Raw genomic sequence first — 17,697 nt, forward strand, 5'->3', positions numbered from 1 at the left:
TGTTCATGGGCTGATCATGCTGGGGGCGTCGCGCCACTGTCAACTGGCGTATTGGGCGATGCCGTTGCCGAACGACCAGTTTTCTTTTTTTACTTCCACCAGGTTGATGAACACGTCTTCGAGGCGGATGCCCAGTTGCGTGTTCAGGTTATGGGCGATGGTCTGGTAGAGGGCTTTTTTCTGCTCCGGGGTTCGACCTTCGTTGAGGGTGATCTGGATGATCACCAGATGCTCGCTGCGCGGGATGCCCAGATATTGCGGGTCGAAGATGAAATGCTCGCCGTCGTGTTCGGCGAGGATCTGGAAGTTGTCGTGCTCCGGCACGTTGATCGTGTTGCGCATGGCAGCGTAGATCTGTTCGCCGATGCGTTTGGCGAAGGTGGGGTCGGGGTTTTGTTTGAGGTCGATGCGAACGAGGGGCATGGGCAGGGACTCCGGGGGGGCAGGGGACTCATTCACGCTAGAACATTTCAACCAGATTGAAAGCATGGGGTGATGACCTCGCTACTGTTGTTGTATGAGGCTACCTACGAAACTCGCGGATTTTACCTACGCATTTGGCAGAGCCATCTGCTATCGGGCAGACGGTTAACGCGAAATCATGGGGCAGTAATGGGAGGCGGTCCAGGATGGAAAAGCTTCCCGAGCGTTAACTGTCAGCAGCCAGGGAAGGTTCATGCATCTTGATGACCACAAAAATGTGGAGCTCGAAAGGCTACAAACGGAAACCCAAAAGCTCGGTGCGGAGAGGCGCAAGCTTTTGGCGGAGGAAGCAAAACTGAAACTTGAGACTTTCTTGTATCCCCTTGTAGTGGGGGCTGGGGCATTAACTGCAATTGCCACCGCCGTTGGGCTTTATTTGAAACTGTAAGAGAGCGCAGCAGGTTGCCGTCGCGCATACGTGTTGATTCAGAGCATAAAAAAAGGGAAAGGGGCAGTATGAGCACAGAGGAAAGCAGAGCCAGGATAGACCGACTGTATCAAGAGGAGTTTGAATTCAGAGAAGCCATGAAGCCCTTTCGCAAAGCCGAAAGGCGTGAAACGGTTTTGCTGTTTAGCCTTGGAATGTTGATGGGCGCGATGGGGATCGCTTTCGTGATGGTGTTGGCTCGAACCCTCTGAATACCCTCGCATGTGCCTGTTAACGACATCATGAATACCCATTTACGACAGATAATTTCCCGAAAACGACGTCAAACGGATCTGCTCCGCACAACCATTCCTCAGCTAAGTCTTTGCTTCTGCTCATTTATCGCGGAGAATCGCGCCCCTGTTTCGGCCGGAGCATGTCTGTCGGTTTTTTCCGACGCGTCCTGACCGAGTGGCAAGTGACCGGAATGCGGAGATCCGACCGGATGAATGATCAGGCCAATAGCGTCGAAGAGCGCTTTGATGCAGCAGCACCCGCTGAACTTTCGAGCTGGAATCGCCAGGACACCACCTGGATGTTGGGACTGTTCGGGACGGCCATCGGCGCCGGCACCCTGTTTTTGCCGATCAACGCAGGTCTGGGGGGCTTCTGGCCGCTGGTTATCCTCGCGCTGCTGGCGTTCCCGATGACGTTCTACGCCCACCGTGGCCTGACCCGCTTTGTGCTTTCCGGTCGTGAAGGCGCCGACATCACGGAAGTGGTCGAGCAGCATTTCGGCATCAAGGCCGGTGCGCTGATCACCTTGCTGTACTTTTTCGCCATTTTCCCGATCCTGCTGATCTACAGTGTTGGCCTGACCAACACGGTCGCCAGTTTCCTTGAACACCAACTGCACATCACGCCGCCACCGCGTGCGCTGCTGTCGTTCGTGCTGATCCTCGGTCTGCTGGCCGTGGTGCGTTGCGGTGAGCAGGCAATCGTCAAGGCGATGAGCCTGATGGTTTACCCGTTTATCGTCGCGTTGCTGTTCCTCGCGGTGTACCTGATTCCGCACTGGAACGGTGGCATTTTCGCCACCGCTTCGCACGTGCCAGCGCCGTCGGCGTTGCTGCATACACTGTGGCTGGCGATTCCGGTGATGGTGTTCTCGTTCAACCACTCGCCAATCATCTCGGCGTTTGCGGTCGATCAGAAGCGTCGTTATGGCGTCCACGCTGAAGAGCGCAGCTCGCAGATCCTGTCCCGCGCGCACCTGTTGATGGTGGCGATGGTGTTGTTCTTTGTCTTCAGCTGCGTGCTGACCCTGACGCCGGAACAACTGGCCGAGGCCAAGGCGCAAAACCTGTCGATCCTGTCGTACCTGGCCAACCACTTCAGCAATCCAACCATCGCTTTCGCAGCGCCGTTGATTGCGTTTGTGGCGATCTCCAAGTCCTTCCTCGGTCACTACATCGGCGCCAGCGAAGGTCTCAAAGGGCTGATCATCAAGAGCGGCAAACGTCCGGGCGCCAAGGCGCTGGACCGTATTGTGGCGGCGTTCATGTTGGTGGTGTGCTGGATCGTGGCGACCCTGAATCCGAGCATTCTGGGCATGATCGAAACCATCGGTGGCCCGGTGATCGCGGCGATTCTGTTCCTGATGCCGATGTACGCCATTCGCAAGGTGCCAGCAATGGCGCGTTATCGTGGTCAGGCGTCCAATGTGTTTGTCACCGCAGTAGGTCTGGTGGCGATTTCGGCGCTGATTTATTCGCTGACCGCGTAAGCCACAACTCCAGATACTCAGCTACAGTGGCCGCTGCATACGATGTATGCAGCGGTTTTTTTTCGTCTGGAGACAGTGGATTGTCGAGCGTCCCGCAACCTGTTGAACCACCCAATCGCTGGCAGGATTTGCTGGCCGGTCTATCGATAGCCGGCCTCTTGCTGCCCGAAGCGGTGGCGTATTCGACCATCGCCGCATTAGCGCCTCAGGCCGGGGTTATCGCCCTGTTTGCCGGGCTGCTGTGTTACGGGGTGTTCGGCACCAGTCGCTTTGCGATTGTCTCGGCGACGTCCTCTTCGGCCGCAGTGCTGGCGGCGGCGACGGCAACGCTGGCCAATGGTGACCCGCAATTGCGCTCCACGCTGGCGGTCGGCCTGGTGCTGGTCACGGGTGCGTTGTTTTTGCTGGCCGGTGCTTTTCGTCTGGGCAGTGTCACCTCCTTTATCGCGAAACCGGTTTTGCGTGGATTCGCCTTCGGTCTGGCGTTGACCATCATTCTCAAACAGGTCGCCAGTGTGGTCGGCGTGCATCTTACCGAGGCCAATCTGGTGCGCTTCGCCCCGCAACTGCTTGAACAGCTGCCACGGTGGAACTGGCCGGCCGCGGCTGTCGCGGCTGTCGCGCTGCTGTTGCTCTGCGTGTTCTCGAGATTCCCGCGAGTGCCCGGCGGCTTGCTGGTGGTGGTGATCGGCATCGCCGCCGGGCAATGGCTGAATTTTGCGGCTTACGGCGTGAAGATGATCGGCATTATCGACCTGAGCCTGGAACTTCCCAACCTGCCGGTGCTGCCGTTCGCCGATTGGCTCCGTCTGGGTGAGGTGGGGTTTGCGCTGGTGATGATTCTGTATGCGGAGTCTTACGGGTCGATCAGCGCCTATGCGCTCAAGCATGGTGATCGCGTTACCTCGAACCGCGATCTGTTGGCGCTGGGCGCGTCGAACCTGCTCTCCGGGTTGTTTCATGGCATGCCGGCAGGCGCGGGGTACTCGGCGACCTCGGCAAATGAAGCCGCAGGGGCGACGTCTCGCTGGGCCGGCGGGGTAGCCGCGTTGGTAGTGTTGATCATCGTGCTGACGGTGTTGCCGTGGATTGCCCTGACGCCGGAGCCGATTCTTGCCGCGATTGTCATGCACGCATTGGGTCGCGGTTTGAGTTTGCAGCCGCTGGGCCGCTACTTCGTCTGGCGCCGGGATCGTGTGCTGGTGATCTGCGCGGTCTCGGCCGTACTGCTATTGGGCGTGCTGGACGGCCTGCTGGTCTCGGTGGCGATCAGTGTGCTGTTGATGCTCAAACAGATGTCGGCGGCGGACGTTCAAGTGCTGGGGCGGATTGATGGCGGGCACGATTTTGTCGATGTGCAGCGTCATCCCATTGCGCAAGCGGAACCCGGCGTACTGATCATTCGGCCGAGTGAGGCGTTGTTTTTTGCCAATGTTGAACGAATTCTGGGGGCGGCGTTAAGACTGGTCCGCCATGCAGAGGTGCCGGTGCACACGGTGATTCTGAGTCTTGAAGAGACGCCGAACCTTGATGGCACCAGTATTGAGGCGATGCAGGAGTTTTTCCTGCGGGTGCATCAGCAAGGCAAGCGTTTGATTCTGGCGCGGCTCAAGCATGAAGCGTTGACGGTGTTGGACGCTTTGCCTGAAGTACTGGCCAGCGGCGTCATCCTCAGCGGTTTGAGCGTCGATGGCGCTGTGCAGAAAGCCCTCACGCTGAAACCCGAGGCATAAAAAAACGCCGCTCATCTCACGATAGGCGGCGTTTTTTATTGCGTTGTAACGTTAGGCTTGAACGACCGGAATGTTGGCGTTCGCAGCAGCTTCACGGAACTCGGCGATCTGGTCGAAGGACAGGTAGCGGTAGATATCGGCCGCCATGCTGTCGATCTTGCCAGCGTATTCCATGTACTCCTCGACGGTCGGCAGGCGACCCAGGATCGAAGCCACGGACGCCAGCTCAGCCGAAGCCAGGTAGACGTTCGCGCCGTCGCCCAGACGGTTCGGGAAGTTACGAGTGGAAGTCGACACAACAGTCGCGTTCGGCTCTACACGTGCCTGGTTACCCATGCACAGCGAGCAGCCTGGCATTTCCATGCGTGCGCCAGCCTTGCCGTAGATACCGTAGTAGCCTTCTTCGGTCAGTTGGTGAGCGTCCATTTTGGTCGGCGGCGACAGCCACAGTCGGGTTGGCAGCTGACCCTTGACCTGATCCAGCAACTTACCGGCAGCGCGGAAGTGACCGATGTTGGTCATGCACGAACCGATGAACACTTCGTCGATCTTCTCGCCAGCAACGCTGGACAGCAGACGGGCATCGTCCGGATCGTTCGGCGCGCACAGTACAGGCTCGCTGATGTCGGCCAGATCGATTTCGATGACTTCGGCGTATTCGGCGTCGGCATCGGCTTCCATCAGTTCCGGGTTGGCAACCCAGGCTTCCATCGCTTGAGCACGACGTTCCAGAGTACGCGCATCGCCGTAGCCTTCGCCGATCATCCAGCGCAGCAGCGTGATGTTGGAGTTCAGGTACTCGGTGATCGACTCTTTCGACAGCTTGATGGTGCAACCGGCAGCCGAACGTTCGGCCGAGGCGTCGGACAGTTCGAACGCCTGCTCCAGAGTCAGACCTTCCAGACCTTCGATTTCCAGGATGCGGCCGGAGAAGGCGTTTTTCTTGCCTTTCTTCTCGACGGTCAGCAGACCGTTCTGGATAGCGAAGTACGGAATCGCATGAACCAGGTCACGCAGGGTGATGCCAGGTTTCATTTTGCCTTTGAAGCGCACCAGGATCGATTCCGGCATGTCCAGCGGCATAACGCCGGTGGCCGCAGCAAACGCAACCAGACCGGAACCGGCCGGGAACGAGATGCCCATCGGGAAACGGGTGTGCGAGTCACCACCGGTACCGACGGTGTCTGGCAGCAGCATACGGTTCAGCCACGAGTGGATGATGCCGTCGCCCGGACGCAGGGAAACGCCGCCGCGGGTCATGATGAAGTCAGGCAGGGTGTGGTGGGTGGTCACGTCGATCGGCTTTGGATACGCCGCGGTGTGGCAGAACGACTGCATTACCAGATCAGCGGAGAAGCCCAGGCACGCCAGGTCTTTCAGTTCGTCACGGGTCATCGGACCGGTGGTGTCCTGAGAACCCACGGTGGTCATTTTCGGTTCGCAGTAGGTGCCAGGACGGATGCCTTTGCCTTCTGCCAGACCGCAAGCCTTGCCGACCATTTTCTGCGCCAGGGTGTAACCCTTGGTGCTTTCGATCGGTGCATCAGGCTTCTTGAACAGGTCGAACGCTGGCAGACCCAGTTCGGCGCGAGCCTTCTCGGTCAGGCCACGGCCGATGATCAACGGGATACGGCCGCCGGCACGGACTTCGTCCAACAGCACCGGGGTCTTCATTTCGAAGGTGGTCAGGACTTCGTCGGTGCCGTGTTTGCAGACTTTGCCAGCATGCGGGTACAGGTCGATCACGTCGCCCATGTTCATGTTGGAAACGTCGAACTCGATTGGCAGTGCGCCGGCATCTTCCATGGTGTTGTAGAAGATCGGAGCGATTTTGCTGCCGAAGCAGAAACCGCCAGCACGCTTGTTCGGCACGTAAGGAACGTCGTCGCCGAAGAACCACAGTACCGAGTTGGTCGCCGATTTACGCGACGAACCGGTACCGACCACGTCACCGACGTAGGCGATCGGGAAGCCTTGACCGCGCATTTCTTCGATCTGCTTCATCGGGCCGATAGCGCCCTGCTGATCAGGAACGATGCCGTCACGGGCCATTTTCAGCATGGCCAGGGCGTGCAGCGGGATGTCCGGACGCGACCAGGCATCAGGAGCAGGGGACAGGTCGTCGGTGTTGGTTTCGCCGGTGACCTTGAATACGCGCAGGCTGATCTTGTCGGCCAGGGTCGGGCGGTTCTTGAACCACTCGCCGTCAGCCCAGGATTGCAGCACGGCTTTAGCGTGAACGTTGCCGTTCTTGGCTTTTTCCGCGACGTCGTGGAACGCATCGAACATCAGCAGGGTGTGCTTGAGTTGCGCGGCAGCGACTGGCGCCAGCTCGGTGTCGTCCAGCAGGTCAACCAGAGTGACGATGTTGTAGCCGCCCTGCATGGTGCCGAGCAGTTCTACAGCGCGCTTCTTGTCCAGCAGAGGGGAGGATACTTCGCCCTTGGCCAGTGCAGACAGGAAGCCGGCTTTGACATAGGCCGCTTCGTCCACGCCTGGTGGAATGCGATTGGTGATCAGGTCAACGAGAAATTCTTCTTCGCCAGCCGGAGGGTTTTTCAGCAGCTCGACCAGGCCTGCTGTTTGTTCGGCGTTAAGCGGCTGGGGAACGATACCCAGGGCTGCACGCTCTTCGATATGTTTGCGGTAGGCTTCAAGCACAGTTATTACCCTCATCAGTGGTCCCAAATGGGTGTCCGGGACGCTCATCCCGAAATTGCCGTACTCATGCTCCTCACGACGTTGTGGGTCGTTCGGCCAGAATTACCGGCAATTCCTTACAGAAGCTGCTTTCAAAGTTTTACGCCTGCAGAACGGGGAGCTGATGAGGGTTGGCGCTGGATTTTTCCCCGCTGGAAAAATCCCTCGCCAACACCGCTCTGAAGGAACGACTGTGCTCGTGACGCTTTGAAAACAGCTTCTAACGGACATTGGCGCCTTAAAAGGCTGGCTGATTCTACGGCAAAAAAAATTTAAAGGTAAGTCGGGCTCTATTGGACTTTCGTGGCAATGCGCGCGGCCGGGTCAAACGCGCGGTGCGCCTGAGACCCTGATGTTTGAGGGGTGATCAATGCCCGACAAAGGGCTAACATGCCAGTCTGTTCAGCGTTTCAGTGCCTCTGCCTACTTTATGCCCAATCAGACCATCAAGACCCCCTGCGTCGGCCTCTGCTCCACTGTTTACGGTGATCTGGTGTGCCGTGGCTGCAAGCGTTTCCACCACGAAGTGATCCACTGGAATGGTTACAACGAGGAGGAAAAACGCGCGGTGTGGTTGCGTCTGGAGCAATTGCTGTCACAAGTGATGGCGGCCAAGGTCGAGATTTTCGATTCGGCGCGTCTGCGCGAGCAACTCGAACAGCGCAAGATCCGCTTCGTGCCGCATCAGTCGGAATATTGCTGGGCGTATCAGCTGATTGCCCGTGGTGCGCGAGTGATCATTAATCTGGAAGCGTACGGGATGGTGTTGCTGCCGGAGTTTCGCGACTGGAACCTGCCGGAATTGCGCGATGCCATTGATCGGGAATTTTTCCTGCTGTCGGAAGCGCACTACCAGCGCTACATCGCCCCGGGCTTTTTGAAAGACGCCTTCGGCGCCTAGAAGCTTCGCGAGCAAGCTCGCTCCCACAATGGTTTTGTGAACGACATCAATCCAATGTGGGAGCGAGCCTGCTCGCGAAGGGGCCGGTTCAGACACCGCAATCCTTAATGCTTCACCGCCAACTCCACCAGATGATCCTCAACCTCCTGCGGTTTGAGCACCAGCACATCGCTCTCCAACTCATCCAGCACCACTTCCGCCGTATTTCCAATCAAAGCCCCTGACAGCCCGGTGCGCGCGACGGTGCCGATCACCGTCACCGCCGCCTGCAGCTTGTGCGCCATGAACGGGATCAACACATCCGCCGGGCCTTCCTCGATGTGCAGATGTTCATCATCGACATCGAATTCAGCCTGAAACGCCCGGCATTGCTCGCGATAACGCGCCGCGATGGTTTCGCTCAGTTGCAGCGTCGGGTCTGCAGCCGAGAGCATCGGCGATGGATGCGCCGCGATCACATGCAGATGCGCCTTGGCCAGACTGGCAATGTCATAGCCGTGATCAATGATCGTCGTGTGCAGATGCCGGTGCTCACCGTCGGCATTGCCCACATCAACCGCCGCCAGAATCACTTTGTCCTTCCAGGAGCCGGCGGTTTTCACCAGCAGCACCGGCGTAGGGCAGTGGCGCAACAGCTTCCAGTCCGCCGGGGTCAGCAGGGCTTTTTTCAACGAACTGTCAGGGAAGTGCTGCTTGATCACCAGCCCGCACCCTTCGGCCTGCTGCACATCGATGATGGTTTCATGCAGGCTTTCGTTCCACGCCTGTTCGGTGGTCACGCTATAGCCGTCGGCCAGCAGTGCAGTCTTGAGCACGCCGAGCATACCGGCGTGATCGTGCTTCTTGTCGCACACCAGCAGGTGCAGATGGGCCTGGGTCACGCCAGCGATCAACTTGGCGCGCTTGAGCGCCAGGCTTTCCGAATGTTCGGGTTCGATGACCACCAGAATGCTGCGAATGGCTTGCATGAGCGGAGTCTCCAGCAAAGAAAAGGCACGGCGTTGCACAACTATAGTTGTTGCTTGATCATCCGCGACTTGATGCATATCAACGCGCGCGGCTGGTGGTCTGCGGGCAGGCCGGTATAATCGGCGCCTTTCGCTCGAACACCTTTACCGTGAGCCCCATGATCCTTCCCGAAATCCACGAATTCCTTGGCTGCCGCACGCCCGACGCCTGGGTTCAGGCGGCACTGGCCGATCAGGAAACTCTTCTGATCGACCACAAGAACTGCGAGTTCAAGGCTGCCAGCACCGCCCTGAGCCTGATTGCCAAGTACCATTCCCACGTCGACCTGATCAACATGATGTCGCGTCTGGCCCGGGAAGAACTGGTGCACCACGAGCAGGTCATGCGCATCATGAAACGGCGCAAGATCGAACTGCGCCAACTGCATGCCGGGCGTTACGCCTCGGGCTTGCGCAAGGTGGTGCGCAGCCATGAGCCGGTGAAACTGGTGGATACGCTGGTGGTCGGCGCGTTTATCGAAGCGCGCAGTTGCGAGCGGTTTGAAGCGCTGGTGCCGCACCTGGACGAAGAACTCGGCAAGTTCTACTTTGGCCTGCTGAAAAGCGAGGCGCGGCATTTTCAGGGTTATCTGAAGCTGGCCTATCAGTACGGCGATGCGAAAGATATTGCCCAGGTCATCGACAAGGTTCGTGCCGCCGAGCAGGAACTGATCGAGTCGCCGGACGAAGAGTTTCGCTTCCACAGCGGTGTGCCTGCCAACAGTTAAAGATCTTTTGCGTTTGAATGTTAAAAACTCTTAAGAGTATGAAACATCACCGAAAACCGGCCCCGGCGGCCGGTTTTTGCTGCCTGAAGCAAACGCCTTCAGCGCGATTGCCGCCATAATGCCGACCACTTCACACATGGGTGGCAGACGGTCGTTATGGATAACCTGGGTTTTGGCAAAGTCCTGCTGGTGGAAGACGATGAGCGCCTCGCGGCGCTGATCGCCCACTTTCTCGAACAACATGGCTACGAGGTGCGCACCGTGTTGCGCGGCGACCTGGCCGTGGCTGCCTTTCTGGAATTCAAGCCAAACGTCGTGGTGCTCGACCTGATGCTGCCGGGGCAGAGCGGGCTGCACGTGTGCCGGGAGATTCGCAGCGTGTCGGACACGCCGATCGTGATCCTGACGGCCAAGGAAGACGATCTTGACCATATTCTCGGTCTGGAATCCGGTGCCGATGACTACGTGATCAAACCGATCAAGCCGCCGGTGTTGCTGGCCCGATTGCGGGCTCTGCAGCGGCGGCAGGTGCCGGACAGCAACGTGGTGAGTTTTTTGGAGTTTGGCCAGTTGAACGTCGATCGCAGTTGCCGTGAAGTACGCCTCGCGGGCGAACTCATCGAGATGACCACCATGGAATTCGAGCTGCTGTGGTTGCTGGCCAGTGCGGCCGGCAAGGTCCTGTCGCGTGATGACATCCTCAATCGCATGCGCGGGATCGCCTTCGACGGGCTCAATCGCAGCGTCGACGTGTACATCAGCAAATTGCGCAACAAACTCAAAGACAATCCCCGCGAGCCGATGTGTATCAAGACCGTGTGGGGCAAGGGTTATCTGTTCAATCCGTTCGCGTGGGAGTTGTAGATGCTGCGGTTATTTTTCGGACTGTTTCTGGTCATGACGATAGGTCTGGTGCTGGCCTTGCAGACGGTCGAGCGAACCTTTGATGCCTTGCTTGATTATCAGATGCAGGACTACAACCGTGAGGCCGTGCGGGGACAGGCATGGACATTGGGCCAGCAGTTGCGGGATCTCGACGGCCCGGCCCGGGAAAAGCAGCTGGAAACGATTCGCCCGCATTACGGTTTGGGGCTGACGCTGGTCGATACCTCTGAACTGGCCCTCAGCGACGAGGAAAAAGCTGAGCTGGCCAAAGGGCTGCTGGTGATCCGCGACAAGTACACTCAGTACATTTCGGCGATTGACGATGGCCCGCAACTGCTCAGCATCCGCTTGCCGGCCGAGCCGAGTCTGATGCCGTTCTACATCGCTGGCGCCTACCTGATGATTGCCGTGATGATCGGCATCGTCCTGTTTTTCTGGGTGCGCCCGCACTGGCGTGATCTGGAGAAGCTGCGCCTGGCCGCCGAGCGTTTCGGCGACAACGATCTGTCGGTGCGCATTCAATTGTCGAAGCGCTCGAACATCCGCGATCTGGCCGAGCACTTCAACCTGATGGCCGCACGCATCGAAGGCCTGATCGCCAACCAGCGCGAGCTGACCAACGCCGTGTCCCACGAACTGCGCACACCGATTGCGCGGTTGTCGTTTGAACTCGACCAGCTCAAGCAGCAGCCGGACGCCAGCCAGAATCGCGAGCTGATTGCCGACATGTACGCCGACCTCGGTGAGCTGGAGGAAATGGTTTCGGAACTGCTGACCTATGCCAGCCTTGAGCGCGGCGCGACGGTGATAAAACGCGAAAACATCCAGGCTGCCAATTGGCTTGATAGCGTGGTTGGCAGCGTGGCACTGGAGGCCGAAGCTGCGGGAGTGCAGTTGCTGATCGGTGATTGCCGCATCGACACGGTGCGTATCGAGCCACGATTCATGGCGCGGGCGGTGATCAATCTGCTGCGCAACGCGATTCGTTATGCTGAGCAGCGGGTTGAAGTGACGCTGGTGCGCACCGGTGATTATTACGAAGTGCGGGTCAACGACGATGGGCCGGGGGTGCCGGTGCATGGGCGGGAGAAGATCTTCGAGCCGTTTTCGCGGCTGGATGCCAGTCGGGATCGGCGCACGGGTGGGTTTGGCTTGGGCCTGGCGTTGGTGCGCCGGGTGTCGCAGTCCCATGGCGGGCAGGTTGAAGTGGGTGACTCGCCTTGGGGTGGGGCGTCGTTTCGCATGACCTGGGCGCATCTGGATTAATGGCAGCCCAATCAAGATTTTTGTAGCTGACCCACCGCCATCGCTGGCAAGCCAGCTCCCACAGTTATTGGCGGTGTGACTATTCTCACGGCAATACCTCGAATCCTTGTGGGAGCTGGCTTGCCAGCGATGGGGCCATCCGTGGCGCCGTCAATTCAAGGTTTGTTAACGATCAGAAATCCCACTTGGTCGTCAGCATCAAATTGCGCGGCTCACCGTAGAACGTAGTGTCGAAGTTACCCAGTCCCGTCAGGTAGCGCTTGTCGAACACGTTGTTGGCGTTGACCGTGAAGCTCAGGTGCTCGTTGTATTGATAGCGGCTCATCAGGTCGACGAGGGTGTAGCCGCCTTGTTTGATCCGCGTGTAGTCGCCGGCCGGAGCGCTGTAGATCTTGCCGTAGAACGCGCTCTGCCAGCTTACGCCGCCACCGACAGTGACCTTGTCGAGCACGCCGGGCAAACGATAGGTGGTGAAGGTGCGCACCGTGTGCTCGGGTTTGGTGGTCGACAACGGATAACCGAACATGCGCTGCTCATCGGCATCGCGAGTGCGTGCGTAGGTGTAGCCGGCGGAGACGTTCCAGCCTTCGGCCAGTTCGCCGGCCAGTTCCAGCTCCACGCCTTTGGTGGTTGCGCCATCGATGGCTTTGTAGATGCCTTCATTAGTCACCGCGTTGGTGCCGATCGACTCGGCAACGCCGTCCTGCTCAATGCGGAAAAACGCCAGGCTGGCATTGAGGCGGCCGTCGAAATACGCCGCTTTCAAACCGGTTTCATAGCTGTCGCCCTCGACCGGCGCGAGGGTCGAACCGTTGGCGTCCTTGTAGGTCTGCGGCTGATAAATACGGGTGTAGCTGGCGTACAGCGAATAGGTGTCGTCGAGGTCATAAATCACCCCGGCGTAAGGCGTGACCACGCCGTGTTCCTTGTAACTGGTGTGGGTGTCGTCGAGACCGGCGCCGGGGTTGTAGCGGTAGTCTTCGTTGTATTTGAAGGTGCTCAAGCGGCTGCCGAGAATCACCGACAGATCATCGGTCGGGCGCAAGCGCGTGGCCAGGTAAATGCCGTTCTGGCTCTGGGTGCGCTCGTATTTGCCGTTTTTCGGGAAGTCCTGTTTCGGCAGATTGCCGTCCCAGTCGTAAATGCTGCCCGGGACTTCGGAAAACGCACTGGTGTCGTAGGTCGAACCGGTCTGGCGCGAGTGCGAGGTCATCACGCCAGCGATCAGTTCATGCTCGCGACCGCCCAGTGTGAACGGGCCAGAGACGTTGATGTCAGCGGTGTTCTGCACGCGATGACCTTCCCAGCGACCCCAATACATGAACATGCCTTCACCCGTGGCGCGATTCGGATTGCCACCGCTGGCCGAAGCCAGGCGCGTGTCGTGATCGGTGGTTTTCTGGTCGAGGCTGACCTTGAATTTCCAGTCGTTGGCCAGCGCCTGTTCCAAGGAGGCGAAGTAGGTGATGTTGTCGAAATCGCGGCGACTCCAGTCAGCGGCGGAGTTGAAGTGACGCCCGAAATCAGTTCGCCCGCCATCGGCGAAATACACCGGGTTGCCGGTCCACGACGAACCGCGTGGTGTGGTGCTGGATTTGTCCACGCCGAAGGTCAGCAGGGTGTCGTCGCTCAGATCCGCTTCGAGGATGCCGTAGAACAGGTCTTTGCGCTGGCTGTAGTGATCCAGGTAAGAGTTCTGATCGGAATAGGCGCCGACGAAACGTCCGCGCACGTTGCCCGACTCTGTCAGCGAACCGGAAATATCACCGACGGTGCGGTAGGCATCCCATGAGCCGACGGTGCCGCTGATCGAGGCTTTGAATGTCTTGGTCGGCTTCTTGCGGATCAGGTTGACCGTGGCCGACGGGTCGCCGGAACCGGTCATCAGGCCGGTCGCGCCCTTGACGATTTCAATGCGGTCGATGCTCGCGGCGTCATCGCCGTTGTTCGGGTTTTCGCCGTAGACACCGTCGTAGGGAATGTTGATGCCGTCGTACTGGAAGTTGGTGATCGCCAGGCCACGGGCGGAAAACTCGGTACGGTCGCTGTCGTACTTCTGCATGGAGATGCCGGGGGTATTGCGCAGCGCATCGCCGATGCTTTGCACGCCGCGATCGTCCATTTGCTGACGGGTAATGACCGTCACCGACTGCGGGGTTTCGCGGATAGACAGCGGCAGGCCGGTGGCCGAGGACATGGCTCCGGTGGTGTAAGAACGGGTGTCTTCGGTAGTGGCGCCGAGGCCTTGGGCGGAAATGTTGGTGGCGCCCAGTTGCAAGGTCTGGCCGGTTTTCTCAGCGGCGTTGGCAGAAATGCTCAGCAGGGTCAGTGCCAGCGGGCACAGGGCGAAACGGAAACGGACGTGCGACATGGAGATCCCTTTGCATCGAATCGATCGGTAGTTGAAGTGCTTCTGAGGGGTTAACCGAACGAGTGCGGGAAAAGGGAACTGCAAAAATCAAAAGGTGAAAAAAGAACCTTGTGGGAGCTGGCTTGCCAGCGATAGCGGTGGGACAGCCAACATTGATTTTGAACAAGCTGTCCTCATCGCTGGCAAGCCAGCTCCCACAGGGATAGAGGAATGGCGGCGATTGTCTATCGGGTCAAACCGAGGCGTTCATGCCATTGGGCGATGGATTCCTCGGGGTAGACATCGAACTGTTTGTCTTTGGTTTTAGCCTCGACTTCGACCCAGGGTGCTTTCGAACCCAGCATCAAATGCGTGTGCTCCGGCGGCACCGGCAACGGCGTATCGATGGCCGAGGCGAACGGGTGGATCAGCTCTGGCCACTCAGGGCTGAACAGCCACAAGCCGCTGCCGCACAGTGAACAAAAATGCCGCTCGGCGCTGCTGCGATGGGCGCGTTTGTCGCCTTCGTCTTTCATCTTCGCGTGGTAAACGCTGATATGTTTGCGCCCGCGCACCTTGAGACTGGTCGCGTCGCCGCCGAGGTTGATCGCATAACCGCCGCCACCCTGAGTCTTGCGGCAGATCGAGCAATAACAGCGTTGATAAGGGTAGGGGTGGGCGCTGGTAAGGCTGAACGAGACCTCGCCGCAATGGCAGGAGCCTTCGAGATGCATGGGTGCTCTCCCGTTTTGAATGTGCGGTTGAGCCTAGAACATTCAGTGCGATGCAGGCCGGTGTGATTCGACGGGCGGGCGCAGCGTCTAGCCCCAGTGTCCCCGCAATCCCATGGGGCGAGACTTCGGAACCCGGCATGCAAGCGCTGTTGAACGAGATTCTTGACGCTGTCCGCCCGCTGATCGGACAAGGCAAGGTGGCTGACTACATTCCTGCCCTCGGCACCGTGCCGGCTAACCAATTGGGCATCGCCGTGTACGGCAACGACGGCGAGATGTACTGCGCCGGTGACGCCGAGACGCCGTTCTCGGTGCAGAGTATTTCCAAGGTGTTCAGCCTGGTGCAGGCGATCGATCACTCCGGCGAAGCGATCTGGGAGCGCCTCGGTCACGAGCCGTCCGGGCAACCGTTCAACTCGCTGGTGCAGCTGGAATTCGAGCGCGGTCGGCCACGCAACCCGTTCATCAATGCCGGCGCGCTGGTGATCTGCGACATCAACCAGTCACGCTTTGCCGCACCAACCCTGTCGATGCGCGATTTCGTCCGACGCCTGTCCGGCAATCCGCAGATCATGATCGACGGCAAAGTCGCCGACTCCGAATACCAGCACCGCGCGCGCAATGCGGCGATGGCGTATCTGATGCAGTCGTTCGGCAACTTTCACAACGATGTCGAAGCGGTGCTGCGCAGTTACTTCAGCCACTGCGCATTGCGCATGAACTGTATCGATCTGGCGCGGGCGTTCTGCTTTCTGGCCAACGATGGTTTCTGCAAACACAGCGGCGAACAGATCCTGACGCGCCGGCAAACCCAGCAGGTCAACTCGATCATGGCTACCAGCGGGCTGTATGACGAAGCAGGCAACTTCGCTTACCGCGTCGGTTTGCCAGGCAAGAGCGGCGTCGGTGGCGGGATTGTTGCAGTGGTGCCGGGGCAGTTCACGGTGTGCGTGTGGTCGCCGGAGTTGAATGCGGCGGGGAACTCACTGGCGGGGATGGCGGCGCTGGAGATGCTCAGCTCGCGGATTGGCTGGTCGGTGTTCTGACCCGATCCGCCAAACACCGCAAAACCCTGTGGGAGCTGGCTTGCCAGCGATGAGGTCCTGTCAATCACAATAAATTTGACTGAACCACCGCTATCGCTGGCAAGCCAGCTCCCACAGGTTTCTTTAGTGTTTGAAGAGGTGTATTTCATCGAGTAATCCGCTACATTTTCCGGCCGCCCTCTGCATGGTGAATCCGTTTCATGTCTCTCGCGCTCGAACGTCTAGTCGCTGGCACGCCGATCCCTTTCGCTGGTAATCGCGTCACCGTGGTCAGCCCCGAACTGGCCGCGCGCTTTCAGCCCGGTGACCATCTGCTGGTGGAGCAGGTCAGTGGACAGCTGCTGCTGATCCCCGTGGCGGATCAGCAAGCGGCGTCGGTGGCGATCGAGCGTGCGGCAGCGGCGTTCACCGTGCTGTCGGCGGTGTCCGATGAGGCTATCAGCCAGTTTTTCGACCAGTTCGCGCAACGTCTGGAAACTCCGGATTGCTGGGCGCGCATCGAAACCGCCAACCTTGCCGACATCGAGCGGGCCAAGGCGCGCGGCCGCTCCACCACGCGCCTGCTCGCCGATGAGCGCATGCGTGGCGATATGATCGCCGGCCTGCGCGCCTGGCGTGATGCGACGGCAACGCGTGGCAAAGTCATCAGCAGCGTCGAGCACGACGGCTGGAAGGTCGAACAAGTGGTCTCGCCGCTGGGCATTGTCGCGTTTGTCTTTGAAGGTCGGCCGAACGTGTTTGCCGACGCGGCCGGAGTCTTGCGCACGGGCAACACCGCCGTGCTGCGCATTGGCAGCGATGCCTTGGGCACCGCGCAAGCCATCGTCACTCACGCCTTGAACCCGGCGCTGGCTGATGCCGGTCTGCCCGCCGGTGCGGTGGCGTTGGTGGAAAGCGTCAATCATGCGGCCGGTTGGGCGATGTTCGCTGACCGACGCTTGTCGCTGGCGGTGGCGCGCGGCTCGGGTCGTGCGGTCAGTCAACTGGGCAGTATTGCCCAGCAGGCCGGCACCGCCGTCAGCCTGCACGGCACGGGGGGCGCGTGGTTGATTGCCGATCGTGCTGCCGATGCCACACGTTTCGCCGCCGTGGTGCGCAACTCGCTGGATCGCAAAGTCTGCAATACGTTGAACGTCTGCCTGATCCAGCGTGATCGTGCGGCGGAACTGGTGCCGTTGTTTCTTGAGTCATTGCAGCAGGCCGGCGCCGCGCGTGGCCAGAGCTGCAAATTGCACATCGTTGAAGGCAGCGAACGTTATCTGCCTGGTGAGTGGCAGAACGCAACGGTCGAGGTTTATCGCGCTGAGGGGTATCAGACTGAATCATTGGCTGAGCCCTTGGCGGAATCAGCATTGGGCCGCGAATGGGAATGGGAAGAAACCCCGGAAGTCAGCCTGATGATCGTCGACGATCTTGATCAGGCGATTGCGCTGTTCAACCGCTACAGCCCGCAATTTACCGTCTCGTTGATCAGCGAAGATGCCACCGTACAAGAGCGTTTTTACAACGCGGTGAATGCACCGTTCGTGGGCAATGGTATTACCCGTTGGGTCGATGGGCAGTACGCGCTGAACAAGCCGGAACTGGGGCTTTCGAACTGGGAGAGCGGGCGCTTGTTTGCGCGCAGTGCGATTCTTTCCGGTGACGGCGTGTTCACTGTGCGCAGCCGCATGACCCAAATAGACCTCACAGTAAAACGCTGATCTTGCGG

15 protein-coding genes are annotated in these 17,697 nt (G+C 59.2%); 10 read left to right on the forward strand and 5 right to left on the reverse strand.

The window, feature by feature from the left end:
• Positions 1 to 39: 39 nt before the first annotated feature.
• A complete protein-coding gene (locus ACZ0A4_RS06090) occupies positions 40 to 423 on the reverse strand; it encodes a tautomerase family protein (protein ID WP_463573579.1) in 384 nt (127 codons plus the stop codon).
• Between the two features lie 253 nt (positions 424 to 676).
• On the opposite strand from ACZ0A4_RS06090, the gene ACZ0A4_RS06095 reads away from it, so the two are divergent.
• From ACZ0A4_RS06095 to ACZ0A4_RS06110, 4 genes are all read left to right on the forward strand, one after another.
• On the forward strand, positions 677 to 871 hold the full coding sequence (locus ACZ0A4_RS06095; RefSeq protein ID WP_034152472.1) for a hypothetical protein: 195 nt from the start codon (positions 677 to 679) through the stop codon (positions 869 to 871).
• Between the two features lie 68 nt (positions 872 to 939).
• A complete protein-coding gene (locus tag ACZ0A4_RS06100; protein WP_463573580.1) occupies positions 940 to 1,122 on the forward strand; it encodes a hypothetical protein in 183 nt (60 codons plus the stop codon).
• Positions 1,123 to 1,355: 233 nt separating this feature from the next.
• The gene (locus ACZ0A4_RS06105; protein WP_463573582.1) at positions 1,356 to 2,636 is read left to right on the forward strand and encodes an HAAAP family serine/threonine permease; all 1,281 of its coding nucleotides are present in this window, start codon (positions 1,356 to 1,358) and stop codon (positions 2,634 to 2,636) included.
• Positions 2,637 to 2,716: 80 nt separating this feature from the next.
• Positions 2,717 to 4,369, forward strand: coding sequence for a SulP family inorganic anion transporter (locus ACZ0A4_RS06110; protein WP_463573583.1), 1,653 nt, complete (start codon positions 2,717 to 2,719; stop codon positions 4,367 to 4,369).
• Positions 4,370 to 4,420: 51 nt separating this feature from the next.
• On the opposite strand, the gene acnB is transcribed toward ACZ0A4_RS06110, so the two are convergent.
• Complete coding sequence (gene acnB / locus ACZ0A4_RS06115) at positions 4,421 to 7,030, reverse strand: bifunctional aconitate hydratase 2/2-methylisocitrate dehydratase (RefSeq protein WP_463577495.1); 2,610 nt, start codon at positions 7,028 to 7,030, stop codon at positions 4,421 to 4,423.
• Positions 7,031 to 7,499: 469 nt separating this feature from the next.
• Between acnB and ACZ0A4_RS06120 the strand changes: the two genes are divergently transcribed.
• Positions 7,500 to 7,970: a DUF1289 domain-containing protein gene (locus ACZ0A4_RS06120; RefSeq protein WP_064117650.1), complete on the forward strand. Its 471-nt coding sequence runs from the start codon at positions 7,500 to 7,502 to the stop codon at positions 7,968 to 7,970.
• Positions 7,971 to 8,074: 104 nt separating this feature from the next.
• Here the strand turns inward: ACZ0A4_RS06120 and ACZ0A4_RS06125 are convergent, their stop codons facing one another.
• Positions 8,075 to 8,938, reverse strand: a complete 864-nt coding sequence (locus ACZ0A4_RS06125) for a universal stress protein (protein WP_463573584.1) — start codon at positions 8,936 to 8,938, stop codon at positions 8,075 to 8,077.
• Between the two features lie 158 nt (positions 8,939 to 9,096).
• On the opposite strand from ACZ0A4_RS06125, the gene ACZ0A4_RS06130 reads away from it, so the two are divergent.
• The 3 genes from ACZ0A4_RS06130 (at position 9,097) to ACZ0A4_RS06140 (ending at position 11,856) form a co-directional block, all read left to right on the forward strand.
• Positions 9,097 to 9,705 carry a MiaE family protein gene (locus ACZ0A4_RS06130; protein ID WP_463573586.1) on the forward strand — a complete coding sequence of 203 codons (609 nt, stop codon included), beginning with the start codon at positions 9,097 to 9,099 and terminating at the stop codon, positions 9,703 to 9,705.
• A gap of 156 nt (positions 9,706 to 9,861) precedes the next feature.
• Positions 9,862 to 10,569 (forward strand): response regulator, encoded by a 708-nt coding sequence (locus tag ACZ0A4_RS06135; protein WP_463573587.1) that lies wholly within the window; start codon positions 9,862 to 9,864, stop codon positions 10,567 to 10,569.
• Entirely contained in the window at positions 10,570 to 11,856 is a 1,287-nt protein-coding gene (locus tag ACZ0A4_RS06140) for an ATP-binding protein (RefSeq protein WP_463573588.1), read from the forward strand.
• A 172-nt stretch (positions 11,857 to 12,028) separates the two neighbouring features.
• Here ACZ0A4_RS06140 and ACZ0A4_RS06145 read toward each other — a convergent pair whose 3' ends face one another.
• Positions 12,029 to 14,227 carry a TonB-dependent siderophore receptor gene (locus tag ACZ0A4_RS06145; protein ID WP_463573589.1) on the reverse strand — a complete coding sequence of 733 codons (2,199 nt, stop codon included), beginning with the start codon at positions 14,225 to 14,227 and terminating at the stop codon, positions 12,029 to 12,031.
• Positions 14,228 to 14,451: 224 nt separating this feature from the next.
• Complete coding sequence (locus ACZ0A4_RS06150; protein ID WP_463573590.1) at positions 14,452 to 14,940, reverse strand: GFA family protein; 489 nt, start codon at positions 14,938 to 14,940, stop codon at positions 14,452 to 14,454.
• A 137-nt stretch (positions 14,941 to 15,077) separates the two neighbouring features.
• On the opposite strand from ACZ0A4_RS06150, the gene glsB reads away from it, so the two are divergent.
• A complete protein-coding gene (gene glsB / locus ACZ0A4_RS06155; RefSeq protein ID WP_034152462.1) occupies positions 15,078 to 15,986 on the forward strand; it encodes a glutaminase B in 909 nt (302 codons plus the stop codon).
• A gap of 200 nt (positions 15,987 to 16,186) precedes the next feature.
• Positions 16,187 to 17,689 carry an aldehyde dehydrogenase family protein gene (locus tag ACZ0A4_RS06160; RefSeq protein WP_463573592.1) on the forward strand — a complete coding sequence of 501 codons (1,503 nt, stop codon included), beginning with the start codon at positions 16,187 to 16,189 and terminating at the stop codon, positions 17,687 to 17,689.
• Positions 17,690 to 17,697: the final 8 nt, after the last annotated feature.

It is taken from the genome of Pseudomonas sp. AC172 (genome assembly GCF_979258595.1).